The following is a 13,781-nucleotide window of genomic DNA, read 5'->3' as shown; positions in this document are numbered from 1 at the left end:
ATCAATCAAACACGATCACTCCGCGCGCGACGCCACCGGTGCGCAATTGTTCGAAACCCTCGTTGATCTCTTCAAGCTTGAAGGTGCGGGAGATCAGCGCATCGAGGTTGATTTTCTTGCCCATGTAGAGGTCAGCGAAGATCGGAAAATCGATGTCCGGCTGCACCGACCCATAGAAGGATGCGCCCAGCGTCTTTTCCTGGAACACCATGCTGAAGGGCGAGATGGCGGCACGCGTGGTCATCGAAGGAATGCCTACCATGGTCGCAACGCCACCGGCCGCCACGGCGTCGACGATCTGCAGCACGGTTGCCTCGGTACCGATCGCATCAAAGGCATAATCCACGCCGCCGCCGGTGATGGCACGAACCTGCTCCACTACCTTCTCTGTCTTGCCGTTGATCGTATGCGTCGCGCCAAATGCCTTGGCGTACTCCAGCTTGTTATCGAGTAGATCGACCGCGACCACCGTCCGCGCGCCGACGAGACGCGCACCCTGCACGATGTTGAGCCCAACGCCACCGCAGCCAACCACGAGAACGCTGGCTCCCGACGGGACCTTAGCGCCGCGGGTAACAGCCCCGATTCCCGTCGCCACCGAGCATCCGATGATCGCGGCCACAGTCCATGGAACATCCTTGCGGATGGAAATAAGATTCTCGGTCGAGCAAACGACTTCTTCGCGGAACGTACCGATGCGCCCCATTTGGTAGACGGGCTCAGCCTTGAAGCTCATACGGGTCGTGCCGTCATTCATCATGAAGCCCGGCGCCTTGTAGCCGTTGCAAAGGACGGATCGGCCGGAATTGCAGTAGCGGCAGTGACCGCAATGCGAGGTAAACGAGAAGATCACGTGATCGCCAACCGACAGATGCGACGGGCCGGGTCCCAACTCTGTAACGATCCCTGCCGCTTCGTGACCCAAGACAATGGGACACCTCGTCGGCCAATCTCCGGTCATGATGTGCCAATCACTCATGCAGATACCGGTCGCCTTCATCTTCACCCGCGCCTCACCCGCCTTCGGCGGATCGACGTCAACGTCGAGGATCTGCAGGGGCTTGTTAACTTCCGTGAGGACTGCGGCTTTCATCTTCTGCTTCCTTGGTATTCGTTTCGACGGATTGCTGCGGCGCGGAGACTTCAATGCCGAATGGGTTCGACGATCTCGAAGGTGCCGCTGAAGTTGTCCATGACGGACATCAGAGCCTCGAGTTTTTCCGCGTTGCCCTGGACCTTGAGCGTTCCGGCCCGGATCGCTTCACCGAAAGTCGTTCGCTTGCCAATTACGGCATTGAGATCCTGCCGGGACAGGACGCAGCTCGCGTCCGCAGTCTTCGACTGAATGCCCTTGAGGTAGGTTAGGGCGCAATTTTCGAGGTTCAGGGCAAACGTCTCACCGGTGTCGGAAAACTCCCAGTTCAGGACGATCGTCATGCCGTCCGCCTTGGACGCGATGACCCGCACTCCCAGGAAGTCCCAAATCTGTTCGGTCGTAAGCGCTGCGATCGTTTCGGGAGGCATGCGATCGCGTGGCGGCATGGGGGTGACCCCCTGGCGCAATTCCTGCGCACCCAGCAGATAAGCGTTCCGCCAGTTAGCACTCTCCGTCGCATAACCTAGCTGTTCGAACGTGTCGGCCAGGAGATTACGGGCGCCAGCGTGGTTCGGATCTGCAAACACCACATGGCTCAATACCTGGGCGACGAATCGAAACTCACCCTTGTCGAAGTCGCGCTGCGCCCGCTCGACTGCCGCATCCACGCCGCCCATGTATTCGACGAATTTCCTTCCCGTCGCCGCGCGCGGCAACGGATCCAGATTGGCCGGATTGGCGTCATACCAGCCGAGATATCGCTGATAGATCGCCTTGGCGTTGTGACGGATGTGGCCGTAGTATCCGCGCGTATGCCACGCGGTTTCCAGGCTCTTCGGCATTTCGAGCGCCTCGACGATCTCCGTCGGCGTCAGGCCGTGGTTCATCAGCCGAACGGTCTGATCATGGGCGAACTTATAGAGATCGCGCTGTTGGCCGATCATCTTGGCGACGCGTTTTACGCCCCAGACGGGCCAATGATGTTGCCCGATCAGTGCCTCTGCCTTCCCGCCCCACAGATAGAGCGCTTCGGCCAGGTATTTCGACCAAGCCAGCGGATCGCGTACCTCGGCACCACGGAATGGCAGCAGGTTATGAAAAGTGTGAGTGCAGTTCTCCGCTAGATTCAGAACCTTGTGCCTCGTGGAATAGATATGCATCTCCGCCGGCGCTTCGGTGCCGGGCGCCATCTGAAACTCGAACTCGACCCCGTCGATCGTACGCTTATCGCCGGTCGCCATGACGAGGTCGTTGGGCGGGACCAGCGAAAAGGAGCCCCACGCCATCGTCTTACCCAGACCGCAATCAACCTGGCCGCGCGCAGTCTTGGGAAGGGTGTGGCCAAATTGGTATTGCGCGCGCCGCAGCATCGGCGGCCCGGCAATGATGTTCTCGGAAACGGTATGCTCCATGAATTGATCTGGCGCGATGATCGGAACATTGCCGCTCCTGATCTCCTCATCCGACAGCACGCCGCGCACGCCGCCCCAGTGATCCACGTGCGTATGCGTGATCATCACGCCCGTGACCGGCTTCCAGCCGCGGTGCTTGTAATAGAGCTCCAAACCTGCGCGCGCGCCCTCGATCGATGTCAGACAATCGGTGATAATGACGCCGCGATCGCCCTCGATCAACGTCATGTTGGCGATATCGAAACCTCGCACCTGATAAACGCCGGGAACCACCTCGAACAATCCGTGATACATATTCAACTGAGCCTGACGAAAGAGGCTCGGATTGATCGTGTCGGGCGATGCCTTCTCTTCGCTGAGGAAGCCGTACGGCTCCAATGTCCAAACGGCGCGGCCCGCCTCATTCACAATATGCGCGTTATCGATCGTCGCAATGAAGCCGCGAGCCGCGTCGTCGTAATCGGCTCTGTCGGAAAAGGGCAGGCTTGCCTGCAGGTCCTCTTGCATCTTACGGACCGAGCGCGAGGCGTCCTTCGGTAGCGCCTTGACGGTGTTGTTGCTCATGGATTTCCTCCGTTTCGTTCGATTGGGTGTGTTGTACTTTCCCGCCGCATCTTTTGAGCGCGAACCGAATGGGGCGCGCCATCGTTGATGCGAGTGTTGGGAGCGTCGTCGGGTTATCGGTCCCGGTTGCTCCGGATCCATCAGGAATTGCTCGGTCTTAAGTCGCAGCCTCTTGTCGTAGCGGTTCGATGATCTCGAAAACTCCTGTGAAGGTATCCAAAACGGACATCAGCACATCCAGCTTTCGCGCGTCGCCCTCGACCTTCAGCGTTCCCGCTTGGATTGCTTCGCCGAAAGTCGTTTGCTTAGCGATCACCGTGTCCAAGACCCCGCGGGTGAGAGTGCAAGTCGCATCGGCCGTGTTTGCCTGAACTCCTGCAAGATAGGTGAGCGCGCAATTTTCTAGCGTCAGGATGAACGTTTCCCCGGTGTCGGAGAACTCCCAGTTCAACACCATCATCTTATCTTCGGCCTTGGGAGCAATCACGCGCGCCCCCAAATAGTCCCACAGTTGTTCGGTGCGAAGCGCCGCGATCGTCTCTAGCGGGAGGCGATCCCGCGGCGGCATTGAAGCTACGCCCTGGCGCAGCTCCTGCGCTCCGAGTAGATAGGCGTTTCTCCAGTTGGCGCTTTCCGACATGTAACCCAGCTGCTCGAACGTATCCGCGAGCAAATCGCGTGCACGTTTGTTGTTTGGCTCCGCGAACACTACCTGGCTCAGCACTTGAGCGACGAAGCGAAACTCGCCCTTTTCGAAGTCGAGTTGGGCGCGGTCGATCGCGGTGTCGGCACCGCCCATATATTCCACAAACTTCCTTCCGGCTTCCGCCCGCGGGAGCGGATCCAAATTGGCCGGATTGGCGTCGTACCAGCCGAGATACCGCTGATAGATAGCCTTGGCGTTGTGACGAATGTGGCCGTAGTAGCCGCGTGTATGCCAAGCCCCTTCCAAACTCCTCGGCATTTCAAGCGCCTCGACAATCTCCGTTGGCGTCAGGCCGTGGTTCATCAAGCGGACCGTCTGGTCATGCGCGAACTTATACAAATCGCGCTGTTGGCCGATCATCTTGGCGACGCGGTCCTTGCCCCAGATGGGCCAGTGATGCTGGCCGCACAACACTTCGGCCCTACCGCCCCAGAGATGGAGAGCCTCGGCGAGATATTTCGACCAGGCGAGCGGATCGCGCACTTCCGAGCCTCGAAACGGCAACAAGTTATGAAAGTTATGTGTGCAGTTCTCCGCAAGGTTCAGAACCTTGTATTTCGGCAGGTAGAAGTGCATCTCCGCCGGCGCTTCAGTGCCGGGCGCCATCTGGAATTCAAACTCGACCCCGTCGATCGTGCGCTTATCACCGGTCGCCATGATGAGATCGTTGGGGCGCACGATCGCCATCGATCCCCACGCGATTGTCTTGCCGAGGCCGCAATCAACCTGACCGTACTGGCTCCTATCAAGTGTATGGCCGAACTGGTACATCGCGCGCCGATACATCGCGGGGCCGGCGATGATGTTCTCGGAAACGAGATGTTCCATGTATTTGTCAGGCACGACGATCGGAATATTTCCGCTTTTGACGTCTGATTCCGACAGGGCGCCACGAACCCCGCCCCAGTGATCGCCGTGCGGGTGCGTGATCACGACGGCCGTGACCGGCCTCTTGCCGCGATACTTCCAGTACAGCTCGAGGCCCGCCCGCGCACCTTCGATCGTCGTGAGGCAATCGACGACGATCACGCCACGTTCACCTTCGACGAGCGTCATGTTGGCAATGTCGAACCCTCTGATCTGATAAACGTTGGGAACGACTTCAAACAGCCCGTGATACATATTCAACTGAGCCTGACGATAGAGGCTCGGATTGATTGTGGGTGGGGACGCTGGCTCGTTGAGGAATTTATAGGGTTCCAGGGACCAGACAGGCCGTCCCTTCTCGCTGACGATGCGTGCGTTCTCGATTGTTCCGATGAACCCGCGAGCCGCGTCGTCGTAGTCGGCCCGATCCGCGAAGGGAAGACGGGTCAGCAATGCCTCGTTCGCGCTGCGAACCGTCGCTGATGCGTGCTTGGGCCGCGCGTGTCCGACATCCGTATTGGTCATGGCAAGTCCTCCACCAGAGCGGCTTATTTTCCGATCACCGTTAGTTCAGGCCGCCTCGACGCACATTCTGGCGCGGCCGTAGGGACCGACTGAATGAAATGGATCATGGCCGACGCGAGCATCTGTGGTGTCTCGGCTTGATGAATCCCGAATGGTCCGGGATTGAGCAGAATCATGTTGTTCAGCGTTCCGAAGAGCATCTGGAACGCGAAACGAATGCGATCTTCTGCACCATGAGCGGCTGTGTCGGGATGCAGCAAGCTGAGGATGCGCGGCACGGCGTGCGAGATCTGCGCTGTTCCAACTTCACGCATGGGAATCCATGTATCGGCCTCATCGTTCGCGCGACGAAGCGATGCTCGAATGATACCCTCGTAGCGGCGGAACCAAGCAACCGCGCCCTTGGTGATCCAGTTGATGAGGCTTTCGAGGCTCTCCGACGGAGCTCGGTTGGCGGCGTAGGCCGCGTCGATGCCTTGGCGGGTCGCAATCACAACCATGCGCTGCAAGGCTCCGACGAAGGCCTCTTTGTTTTCGAACCGACTGTAGAAGGCGCCGACGGTCGACGACGCCCGCACGCAGAGCGAGTCGATTGACAGCCCGTCGAAATCCACATCGTTCAGGAGAACCAGCGCTTCGTTGAAAAGGTCGATGATCAGCTTGCGGCTGCGCTGCTGCTGTGCGGGCCTGACCCCCTCGGCCTCAAAGCCATCGAGCATCGACTCCTCAATGAATGGTCTTTTCGGCGCGGGCATCATGGCCTTGACAGCGAGCTTAATTAGAACCAGAATTTGGGTTCTGATTTATACGAATGGAACGGCAGACGCAACGTCCAATTTGAAGATTCTTCGGGGCGCTCGCTTGGTTGGCCGTCAAGACGTTGATTAGAAACGAGTTTTCTGCACGGAGATCTGAAGGTGGCAAATGCATTCCCGAGGCAGGCGGGCTCCAATCCTGCCGAGATCGAGGTCTTAGCGCACTTGTATCGCGCCGAAATCTTCGGAATCGCGCTGTCGGCGCGGCTCGCGACCGAGGCAACGGTATGCGCCGGCCTCCTCGCCCACTCTGCGTGGATCGCCTTTGCGACTGCAACGCTGCAATTGGATCAGAGAACGTGGAGGAGAAATGACGCCACGCAAAAGCGGCTGCCGGAGACGGCCCTCACTCCCCACAATTCGTCGGCTGAGCCGCTTGATTAGAAGCGCTCGCGTCGGTTGCCAGGCGCCAAGGAAACAAACCCCAGGAGAATTGTCATGGAGCAACGCATCTCGATCGTGATCACAGACGGCGTCGCCGACGTTCGACTGGTACGCACAGACAAGTTGAATGCGCTCGACACCGCAATGTTCGACGCCTTGGTAAATGCGACGCAGCGACTTCGCAACGAGCACGGCCTGCGAGCAGTGGTATTGTCCGGAGAAGGACGGGCCTTTTGCGCTGGCTTGGACACCGGCCGCTTTGCTGCGATGAAAGAGAGCGGCGGCCACGGCATGCCGGACCGCGAAAGCCACGACTTGACCAAGCGCGCGCACGGACCAGCCAATTCCCCCCAACAGGCGGTCTTAGGTTGGCGGCAATTGCCGGTTCCGGTCATCGCCGCCGTGCATGGCGTTGCGTTCGGTGGCGGATTCCAGCTTACGCTTGGCGCCGACATGCGCTTCCTCAGTCCCGATGCTCGAATGTCGATCATGGAAAGCAAATGGGGCTTAGTGCCGGACATGGCAGGTACCGCGCTTCTCACGCGCCTCGTCCGCGACGATGTCTTGCGCGAGCTGACCTATACGGCTCGCATTTTTTCAGCGCCAGAGGCACTCGCTTACGGCCTCGCCACGCGGATCTGTGATGATCCGCGCGCCGCCGCTCTCGAGGTCGCTCGGGAAATAGCTGCCAAAAGCCCCAATGCGATCCGCGCGGCCAAGCGTCTCCTCGACGGGCTCTCGGTAGATCCGGGTCCGGCGCTGCTGGCCGAGTCCGTCGAGCAGCAGAAATTGCTGGGAAGTCCAAACCAGCTCGAAGCTGTGCGCGCCAACATCGAAAAACGCACGCCGCGCTTTGCGGATGTCGGGTGACGATTCACCGCGTACCGTCGGCATTTTTTGTGCACGACTGACGCCGTAGCATTTTGCGCTGGAGAAAGTAGGATTCGTGGTCGCGAAACTCATCGACGCCTTTGCAAAGCGGCGCAGCTCGAACCGACTGCTGACGGCACTGCGAGCGCTCCTGCGCGGCAACGAGTTTTACCTCATTCCGCTGGCGCTGGTCATCGGCGTCGTCGCGGGCGCGACCGTCACGCTGATGAGCGAGCTCGCGCAGATCGCGCATGTCGTCATCTACGGCATTCGTATCGACGTGCGGCTCAGCGCCAACGATCATGTCAAGCCCATTGTCGCGCTGATTGCGCCAGCGCTCGGCGGGCTTGCACTCGGCATCATGGAATGGTCGCGTCGCCGACTGAAAATCTCGAATGCGGTAGACCCGATCGAAGCGAACGCCTTGCGAGGCGGCCGGCTGTCGTTGCGCGACAGCATGGTTGTCAGCGGTCAGACCCTGATTTCCAACGGCTGTGGTGCGTCCGTCGGCCTCGAGGCCGGCTATACCCAGATCGGGGCGGGAGCCGCATCGTTGATAGGTCAGTTTCTCAATCTACGCCGAAATGATTTGCGGTTGATCGTCGGCTGCGGCGCCGCGGCGGCAATCGCGGCAGCGTTCGGCGCGCCGATCACCGGTGCGTTCTACGCCTGCGAACTGATCGTTGGCGTCTATGCAGTTGGAAGCGCGGCGCCGATCCTCGCCGCTTCGCTCACGGGCGCCCTGACCGCGCAGTATCTCGGGGGAGCGCCCTATTCGCTCGAAATTTCTAAGTTCGGCACGGTGGGGCTCGAACAATATCTCCTTTTGATAGGCCTAGCCCTGATCGTCAGCGTGATAGGCATTCTGGTGATGCGCAGCTCCTCGCTATTCGAGCGGGCATTCACGCGAAAATGGCTACCGGTATGGCTCCGACCTGCCATCGGCGGCGTCATGGTCGGTGGCCTCGCGATCCTTACGCCGCAGGTGCTCGCCGCGGGACATGGCGCAATGGTCCTCGACTTGCATCGTGAGATGGCGCTCACCCTCATCGCCACCGTGATCGCGCTCAAGCTGGTGGCCTGCCTCGTCTCGCTGGCCTCCGGCTTCCGCGGTGGACTATTCTTCGCCTCGCTATTCGTTGGCAGTCTTCTTGGAAAATTCTACGCGGCGTTACTGCCAGTGCTGGGAATAGGGGTTAGCGTCGATCCAATGGTCAGCATGCTGACGGGCATGGCGACGCTCGGCGTTGCAATCGTCGGTGGTCCGCTCACCATGTCGTTCCTGGTGCTCGAGATGACGCGAAGCGTGGACGTCACCGCCGTCGTCCTAGCCGGCTGCATCGTCACCAGCATTTTCGTCCGCTTCATGTTTGGACATTCGTTCTCGACCTGGCGCCTCCATCTACGTGGCGAGACAATCCGCAGCGCCAACGACATCGGCTGGCTGCGCAACCTCACGGTCGATCGCATGATGCGGAGCGACGTCGGCAAGGTACCATCCACAACGACCATTGCCGCTTGCCGGCGCGAATTCGTGCTCGGCTCGCGCCAGGCGGTGGTCGTCGTCAACAACGATGGCGATTATTGCGGGCTGGTACCATTGCCGGAACTGTTTTCAGGCGAGCTCGACACCATCGCCGACGACATCCAGGTCGTGGAGCTCGCACGCTATGCCGATGTGGCATGCCTACCTGAGATGAATATCAAGACCGCCATGAAGCTGTTCGACGACGCCGAGGCCGAGGTGCTGGCCGTGCTGGAATCGGCCGACAGCCGTAAGGTTATCGGCCTGTTAAGCGAAACGTTTGCGCGCCGTCGCTACGTCGAAGAGATCGATCAGGCAACCCGCGGCGTGCTCGGCGCGATCACCTAATAGTCGAGCGCAGACTGGAAACGAGGCAGTTGTGGTTATGGTTTGCATTGCGCGTCCCGCGCATGCGTGATTGGGAGGACAGTATGAGGATGGACGACGGTTTCGAGATGACGATCGACGGGAGAAGTGTTGCTGGGTCCGATTTCATCGATGTAATCAATCCGGCCACGGGTCAGGTCTTCGCCATGGCGCCAGACTGCTCGCCGGACCAGCTCGATAAGGCAGTGAGCGGTGCGAAGAAGGCCTATCTTTCTTGGCGCAGCCGTCCGCTCGATGAGCGGCGGGACATGCTCATTCGGGCAAGCAAGGTTTTGGCCGAAAATGCGGAAGCTCTCGCGCGGACATTTACGCGTGAACAAGGGCGTCCGGTGCAGGGTGCTCTTGTAGAAATCAGGGGCGCCGTGGACTGGTTGAGAGCAGTATCGCAGATGACGCCGCCCGTACACGTGTCCGAAGATTCAGACGCTCAGCGGGTCGAGACGCGCTATGTTCCGCTCGGTGTGGTTTGCGCAGTCGCGCCGTGGAATTTTCCGATTGCCATGGCGGTTTGGAAGATGGCGCCGGCTCTTTTGGCGGGCAATACGATCGTCCTAAAGCCCTCCCCCTATACTCCGCTGTGTACACTCAAGCTTGGCGAAATGTTCCGTGATATTTTCCCGGCTGGGGTCCTAAATGTCGTATCTGGAGGGGATCAATTGGGGCCTTTGATGACAACCCATCCCGGCTTCGCCAAAATCTCCTTCACGGGCTCGACGGCCACCGGGAAGAGCGTCCTCGCAGCTGCCGCCCGAGATTTGAAGCGCGTTACGCTGGAGCTAGGAGGGAATGACGCTGCGATCGTGATGCCCGACGTGGACCTTGACGCGGTCGCTCAGAAGATATTCTTCGGCGCATTTTATAACACTGCCCAAATTTGCGTTGCGACGAAACGGCTATACGTGCACGAGCAGGTATACGAAGGGCTGCGAGATCGTCTTCTGAAATTGGCGAAGACGGTAAAGGTCGGCGATGGTGCGAATCAGGGCACTGTGTTGGGGCCGATCCAGAACAAGCGCCAATACGAACGTGTGCTTGGCCTTTTGGAGGATGCGCGAACGAATAACCTCACAATACTCCAGGGCGCCGACGTCCCAACGAACGGTGGTTATTTCGTTCCCATTACTATCGTTGATAATCCTCCCGAGAACTCGCGGGTCGTTCAAGAGGAGGCATTCGGACCGATCCTTCCCATGCTGCGTTTCAATGACATCGACGACGTCATCGAGCGTGCGAACGCGAGCGACTATGGGTTGGCTGGCGCGGTCTGGTCCAAGGACATCGAGAAGGGCGTTGAAGTAGCTCGACGAATCGAAACCGGAACCGTCTGGGTAAATCAGAATCTCAATCTTAGACCAGATACTCCGTTCAGCGGTCACAAACAAAGCGGCTTCGGTGTCGAGAACGGTATCGAGGGGCTGTTGGAGTACATGGCCCCACAGACGATCTATATCGCTCGAGCCTAGTCGCGGATTCGCAGGTCGCTCCCGGGAGACCGCTGTAAGGCGAGTGCGGCGCAATGAAAGATCGCCGACGATGCGTGGCCGGCGTTCTGGGTGCTCTCATCCCATCGGCGGCCACGAACTCTCATGATGTTCGTCTCGCCCGATCATTTCAGCGCTATCGTCGAACAACTGGTGCCGACACTTGGACGCCAGCCAATTCGCGCAAGACAGGTCGGCACGCCCGTCGACGCACGCTGCGCCCCGCTTTGATCGTGGCGCAGACTGGCGAGCAGATCGTCCGTGCTCTCGAAAATCGGCCGCTGCCGACGGAGAGCAACGAAACGCGCCGACCGTTCACCCTTCCTCGATTGGGCCAGCTCGTGAACGCTGCCGCCTCTCGGGAGTCGAACTAAGGGATCGACGGTAATCGCATAAACAGCGAAAACCTCGTTGCCACACTGAGTCGATCGAAGCGTCTGGTGTCCGCCGCAGCCCGCCTGCCTTGGGTCGAGGCAGCGAACCTCCGAGCTTCAGTCCCGGATTGGTTCAACTAGCTCGAACGTTCCCGAGAAACTGTCCATTACGGACATAAGCGTTTCCAGCTTCTGGACGTCTCCGGTGACCGTCACTGCCCCAGATCTGATTGAGTCAAGCAAAGTCACCTGCTTCCCAATGATCCCATCAAGCGCGTCTCGGCGTAGCACGCACGTCGCGTCCGGCGCCTCGGACTGAACGCCGGAGAGATATGTTAGGGCGCAATTCTCTAAAGTAAGAAGGAAAGTTTCACCGGTATCCGTGAAGTTCCAGTTCAGCACGATAACCAGGCCTTCTGCCTTTCGAGCGATCACTCTTACACCCAACACGTCCCAAAGCTGATCGGTCCGAAGTGCCGCGATTGTTTCGGGAGGCAGACGGTCCCGGGCGGGCATAGCTGTGATCCCCTGACGCAACTCTTGCGCCCCAAGCAGATATGCGTTTCGCCAATTGGCGCTCTCGGTAGCATAACCCATCTGCTCGAACGTATCGGCAAGCATCTCTCGAGCGCGGTCATTGCTTGGATCCGCAAAGACCACATGGCTCAAGACTTGGGCCACAAATCGAAATTCGCCTCTCTCAAAATCATGTTGAGCGCGTTCGAGGGCAGCGTCAGCGCCGCCCATGTATTCGACGAATTTCTTTCCCGTTGCCACTCGCGGTAGCGGGTCCAGATTGGCCGGATTTGCATCGTACCAGCCGAGATACTTCTGATAGATCGCCTTGGCGTTGTGCCGAATATGACCGTAGTAACCCCTCGTATGCCAAGCGGCTTCCAGGTTGGTCGGCATTTCAAGAACGTCCACAATTTCGGTGGGCGTGAGCCCGTGGTTCATGAGACGTACGGTCTGATCATGGGCGAACTTATAGAGATCGCGCTGTTGGCTGATCATCTTGGCGACGCGTTCAACACCCCACACTGGCCAATGATGCTGGCCGCAAAGTACTTCCGCCCTTCCTCCCCACAAGTGCAAGGCCTCCGCCAGATACTTTGACCAGGCGAGCGGGTCTCGCACCTCCGCACCTCGGAACGGGAGGAGATTGTGAAAATTGTGCGTGCAATTCTCGGCAAGGTTCAAGACCTTGGTCTCCGGCAAATATAGATGCATTTCAGCGGGCGCTTCGCTGTGCGGCGCCATCTGGAACTCAAATTCCACGCCATCGATCTTGCGCGTATCTCCCGTTGTCTTGATTAGGTCGTTGGGACGCACCAGTGCCATGGAGCCCCAAGCCATGGCTTTCCCTAGGCCGCAGTCGATTTGACCACGGGCGCTTCTGGGAAGCGAATGACCAAACTGGTACATCGCACGCCGATGCATCGCAGGACCTGCGATAATGTTCTCCGAAGCGACGTACTCCATGAATTGATCTGGTGCGACGATCGGCACGGTGCCGCCCTTGATATCGGATTCCGAGAGAACGCCGCGTGCACCGCCCCAGTGGTCGCCATGGGTATGCGTGAACAGAACACCCGTAACAGGCTTTCTGTCGCGATGCTTGAAATAGAGCTCCAAACCGGCCCGCGCGCCCTCGATTGAGGTAAGGCAGTCGACGATTATGACGCCCCGTTCACCTTCGACAAGGGTCATATTAGCGATGTCAAACCCACGGATCTGATAAACGCCAGCAGTGACCTCAAACAGCCCGTGATACATGTTCAACTGAGCCTGTCTCCAAAGGCTCGGATTTATCGTATGCGGCGGTATCTCCTCTTTGAGAAACGCGTAAGGCCGCAACGACCAAACCGGCCGCCCCATCTCATTCACGATGTGGGCGTTTTCGATGGTTGCAATGAAACCTCGAGCGGCATCGTCGTAGTCAGCTCTGTCCGAGAAGGGCAATCGTGCTTGCAATTCCGCGTGCATGTTCCGGACGGCAGCGGAGGCGTCCTTTGCTTGCGCCTTAACGGTCTCAATGCTCATGGGAGAGTCCTCCAATCGGATCAAAGCTTTCGCTAGCGAGCGCGACTTGGGGGCACTCGACGCTTAGCATCGCTCGGCGTAGACCGAATGAATTGCGCGATCGACGATGCGAGCATTCGAGGTGTCTCTGGGTCGTGAATCCCGAAGGGGCCAGGATTTATCAGCACCATATTGTTCATGGTGCCGAACAGCATTTGAAAAGCGAAGCGAACTCGTTCTTCCGCCCCATTGGCTGCCGCATCCGATGGCAACAGCCTCATAATGTAGGGAAGAGCGTGAGCTGCCTGCACGCCAACGAGGTCACGCATCGGAATCCATGTGTCGGCTTCCTTGTTTGTTCGGCGAAGCGACGCGCGGATGACGCCTTCGTTGCGTCGATACCATGAGATGGCACCCTTCACGATCCAACCAATGAAACTCTCCAGACTGTCCGTCGGCGCCGCGTTGGTGGCGTAGTCAGCTTCGATTCGCTGACGGGTGGCGCGGACGAGTATTAGTTGCAATGCATCTACGAACGCTTCCTTGTTCTCGAACCGACTGTAGAAGGCACCGATTGTTGATGAGGTTCGCTCGCAGAGCGTGTCGATCGAAAGACCGTCAAAATCAACGTCCTTGAGCAGAGCAAGCGCCTCGTTGAAGAACTCGACAATCAGCTTGCGGCTACGCAGCTGCTGCGCAGGTCGCATCCCATCAGCCTCAAAGCCATCGAGCATTAGCTCGTTTATGAATCTC

At 58.8% G+C, this 13,781-nt stretch carries 10 protein-coding genes; 4 read left to right on the top strand and 6 right to left on the bottom strand.

Going from position 1 to position 13,781, the window contains the following annotated elements:
- Window position 1 precedes the first annotated feature (1 nt).
- The 4 genes from BI327_RS14645 to BI327_RS14630 all read right to left on the bottom strand — a co-directional run bounded on the left by BI327_RS14645 (window position 2) and on the right by BI327_RS14630 (window position 5,889).
- A complete protein-coding gene (locus BI327_RS14645) occupies window positions 2-1,093 on the bottom strand; it encodes a Zn-dependent alcohol dehydrogenase (RefSeq protein ID WP_076861048.1) in 1,092 nt (363 codons plus the stop codon).
- A gap of 50 nt (window positions 1,094-1,143) precedes the next feature.
- A complete protein-coding gene (locus tag BI327_RS14640; RefSeq protein ID WP_076861046.1) occupies window positions 1,144-3,072 on the bottom strand; it encodes an alkyl/aryl-sulfatase in 1,929 nt (642 codons plus the stop codon).
- Between the two features lie 157 nt (window positions 3,073-3,229).
- Window positions 3,230-5,170 carry an alkyl/aryl-sulfatase gene (locus tag BI327_RS14635; protein ID WP_076861044.1) on the bottom strand — a complete coding sequence of 647 codons (1,941 nt, stop codon included), beginning with the start codon at window positions 5,168-5,170 and terminating at the stop codon, window positions 3,230-3,232.
- A gap of 23 nt (window positions 5,171-5,193) precedes the next feature.
- Window positions 5,194-5,889: a TetR/AcrR family transcriptional regulator gene (locus tag BI327_RS14630; RefSeq protein WP_159450450.1), complete on the bottom strand. Its 696-nt coding sequence runs from the start codon at window positions 5,887-5,889 to the stop codon at window positions 5,194-5,196.
- A gap of 198 nt (window positions 5,890-6,087) precedes the next feature.
- Here BI327_RS14630 and BI327_RS14625 point away from each other — a divergent pair, with 198 nt between their 5' ends.
- The 4 genes from BI327_RS14625 to BI327_RS14610 all read left to right on the top strand — a co-directional run bounded on the left by BI327_RS14625 (window position 6,088) and on the right by BI327_RS14610 (window position 10,614).
- Window positions 6,088-6,369 carry a hypothetical protein gene (locus BI327_RS14625; RefSeq protein ID WP_076861040.1) on the top strand — a complete coding sequence of 94 codons (282 nt, stop codon included), beginning with the start codon at window positions 6,088-6,090 and terminating at the stop codon, window positions 6,367-6,369.
- A 54-nt stretch (window positions 6,370-6,423) separates the two neighbouring features.
- A complete protein-coding gene (locus BI327_RS14620) occupies window positions 6,424-7,239 on the top strand; it encodes a crotonase/enoyl-CoA hydratase family protein (RefSeq protein WP_076861039.1) in 816 nt (271 codons plus the stop codon).
- A gap of 76 nt (window positions 7,240-7,315) precedes the next feature.
- Window positions 7,316-9,112, top strand: coding sequence for a chloride channel protein (locus tag BI327_RS14615; RefSeq protein WP_245334811.1), 1,797 nt, complete (start codon window positions 7,316-7,318; stop codon window positions 9,110-9,112).
- An 83-nt stretch (window positions 9,113-9,195) separates the two neighbouring features.
- Entirely contained in the window at window positions 9,196-10,614 is a 1,419-nt protein-coding gene (locus tag BI327_RS14610; RefSeq protein WP_076862136.1) for an aldehyde dehydrogenase family protein, read from the top strand.
- 509 nt (window positions 10,615-11,123) lie between these two features.
- Here BI327_RS14610 and BI327_RS14605 read toward each other — a convergent pair.
- Window positions 11,124-13,049: an alkyl/aryl-sulfatase gene (locus BI327_RS14605; RefSeq protein WP_076861037.1), complete on the bottom strand. Its 1,926-nt coding sequence runs from the start codon at window positions 13,047-13,049 to the stop codon at window positions 11,124-11,126.
- A gap of 32 nt (window positions 13,050-13,081) precedes the next feature.
- On the bottom strand, window positions 13,082-13,762 hold the full coding sequence (locus BI327_RS14600) for a TetR/AcrR family transcriptional regulator (RefSeq protein WP_210191204.1): 681 nt from the start codon (window positions 13,760-13,762) through the stop codon (window positions 13,082-13,084).
- Between the last annotated feature and the right edge of the window lie 19 nt (window positions 13,763-13,781).

This window comes from Bradyrhizobium mercantei (genome assembly GCF_001982635.1).
GTDB classification, from domain to species: Bacteria; Pseudomonadota; Alphaproteobacteria; order Rhizobiales; family Xanthobacteraceae; genus Bradyrhizobium; species Bradyrhizobium mercantei.
The sequence above is the reverse complement of the archived record's forward strand: the minus strand, read 5'-3'. Positions and strand labels throughout refer to the sequence as shown.

What these genes read in the sequence shown, in the direction of transcription:
- BI327_RS14645 (WP_076861048.1), bottom strand. Translation starts at nt 1,093, where the DNA reads ATGAAAGCCGCAGTCCTCACGGAAGTTAACAAGCCCCTGCAGATCCTC.
- BI327_RS14640 (WP_076861046.1), bottom strand. Translation starts at nt 3,072, where the DNA reads ATGAGCAACAACACCGTCAAGGCGCTACCGAAGGACGCCTCGCGCTCG.
- BI327_RS14635 (WP_076861044.1), bottom strand. Translation starts at nt 5,170, where the DNA reads ATGACCAATACGGATGTCGGACACGCGCGGCCCAAGCACGCATCAGCG.
- BI327_RS14630 (WP_159450450.1), bottom strand. Translation starts at nt 5,889, where the DNA reads ATGCTCGATGGCTTTGAGGCCGAGGGGGTCAGGCCCGCACAGCAGCAG.
- BI327_RS14620 (WP_076861039.1), top strand. Translation starts at nt 6,424, where the DNA reads ATGGAGCAACGCATCTCGATCGTGATCACAGACGGCGTCGCCGACGTT.
- BI327_RS14610 (WP_076862136.1), top strand. Translation starts at nt 9,196, where the DNA reads ATGAGGATGGACGACGGTTTCGAGATGACGATCGACGGGAGAAGTGTT.
- BI327_RS14605 (WP_076861037.1), bottom strand. Translation starts at nt 13,049, where the DNA reads ATGAGCATTGAGACCGTTAAGGCGCAAGCAAAGGACGCCTCCGCTGCC.
- BI327_RS14600 (WP_210191204.1), bottom strand. Translation starts at nt 13,762, where the DNA reads ATGCTCGATGGCTTTGAGGCTGATGGGATGCGACCTGCGCAGCAGCTG.